Genomic DNA, 1,900 nt, shown 5'->3' with positions numbered 1-1,900 from the left:
GGGCCACGAGAAGGGCCAGGACAACAACGGCAACGGCACGCCTGCTGGTGAGCAACCGGGAGAGCCGAACGAGCCTACTCCGAATGAGAACCAGCGTTGCTTGGCTACTGGTCTGGGTGTTGGTATCCCGCTGCTGTTCCTGATTCCGGTTGGTTTGGCTTCCCAGCTGAACATTCCGGGTCTGAAGGACTTTGTTGCTCCGATTGATAGCCAGATTCAGGCTTTGAATACTCAGCTGCAGAAGCAGGCTGGTGTGTTCAATGGCCCGCTGGCTGGCCAGGTTGCTGGTATTGATGCGCAGCTGAAGCGCTTCGGTATCAATGGCAGCACCCTTGCTTTGGTTGCTGCTGGTGCGCTGGCTATCGGCCTTATCGCTGATGCTTGTGCTCCGGGTGCAGGTTCTTCCAACGGTTCCTCCAAGTAAGAGAGACGCTGACGCACGCCGAGGGCCAGTCGGCCCTTAGGGGCCGGCTGACACATAGAAGGTCAGTCTAAAGACCAAGCCCCCTTTTCCACCGTTTCCCTGCGGTGGGGAAGGGGGCTTTGGTGATCCTGGGGCGAAGGGCGTGTTGTGTGCTGGTGCTCGGGTGAGGGAACGGTGAGATTGGGTAGGTGGGGGTTTGGGGGACGTCGCCAAGCAATGCAGCGCTAGAAGTGTGCGATAATTCGAGAATGACTACCGTAGGCGACATCGCAGGCCACATCGGAACCCCTCTGACAGGAAACGCCACCAAGGTGCTTCTTTTGGGGGCGGGCGAGTTGGGCAAGCAGTTGGTAATTGCCTTTCAAAACTTAGGGCTGGAGGTCCACGCCGTGGACCGCTACGCAGGAGCGCCGGCGCAGCAGCTCGCGCACTTTAGCTACATCGCAGATATCAGGGACCCGCACAAGGTGTGGGAGCTTACAGAGCGAATCAAGCCGGACTACGTGGTCCCGGAGGTCGAGACCGTCGCGGTGGAGGCGCTGAAGCGTATCGAGGAATTCGGCACCACCGTCGTGCCGACGGCGCGGGCCTGTGAGCTCACACAGTGCCGTGAGAGCGTGCGTGAGGTGGCTGAGAGCATCGGCCTGCCGGTTACGGCCTATCGCTTTGCTGAGTCCGCTGAGCAGCTGCAGGAGGCGGTGGGGGAGCTGGGACTGCCGTGCATCGTGAAGCCGGATATTACGACCTCCGGCAAGGGGCACGTCCTTCTTAAGGAAGAAGAAGATGTGGAGGAGGCCTGGGCCATGGTGCGCCACGTGTCCTCCGATAATAAGCGCGTGGTGGTGGAGCGCTTCGTTGACTTTGATTATGAGGTCACGCTCCTTGCTGTACGCTCCATTGACCCGGCTACGGGCAAGATGGCCACGTGGTTCAGTGAGCCCATTGGCCACCGCCACGAGAACGGTGACTTGGTGGAGTCCTGGCAGCCCATGGCGATGAGTGAGGATGCGCTGGCGAATGCGCGCTCCGTCGCGGCGCGTATCTCCAACGAGTTGGGTGGGCGCGGCGTCTACGGCGTTGAGCTCTTCGTGGCGGGCGATGAGGTGTACTTCTCCTCCGTCTCACCGCGTCCTTTGGATACCGCCATGCTGACCGGCTACACGCAGCGCTTCTCTGAGTTTGAGCTTCATGTCCGCGCGATTTTGGGCTTCCCCATTGACGTGACGATGGTCAGCCCTGGTGCTGCGGTCATCCTGCACGCGGACGCTGAGCTTGACGACGTCTCCTTCACCGGCCTCGACACCGCCCTATCCTATGAAGAGACCGACGTGCGCCTGTTTGGCAAGCCCTGGGCCTACGCCGGACGCCGCATGGGCATGGTGGCTACGACCGCCGAGGACGTTGAGACCGCCCGCGACAGGGCAGCGCTCGCGGCCGGGAAGATTACTGTTGGGCCGAATACTGATAAAACCGTCC

At 61.1% G+C, this 1,900-nt stretch carries 2 protein-coding genes; both read left to right on the top strand.

Annotated features, from left to right (window positions below):
- The coding region (locus tag HMPREF2724_RS12790) for a hypothetical protein (protein ID WP_168164867.1) at window positions 1-424 on the top strand (424 nt) is incomplete at its 5' end.
- A gap of 248 nt (window positions 425-672) precedes the next feature.
- The coding region (gene purT / locus HMPREF2724_RS03445; protein WP_070587177.1) for a formate-dependent phosphoribosylglycinamide formyltransferase at window positions 673-1,900 on the top strand (1,228 nt) is incomplete at its 3' end.

Source organism: Corynebacterium sp. HMSC071F07, assembly GCF_001810285.1.
In the GTDB taxonomy this organism is placed as follows: domain Bacteria; phylum Actinomycetota; class Actinomycetes; order Mycobacteriales; family Mycobacteriaceae; genus Corynebacterium; species Corynebacterium simulans.
This window is presented reverse-complemented; position numbering and strand designations above follow the sequence as displayed.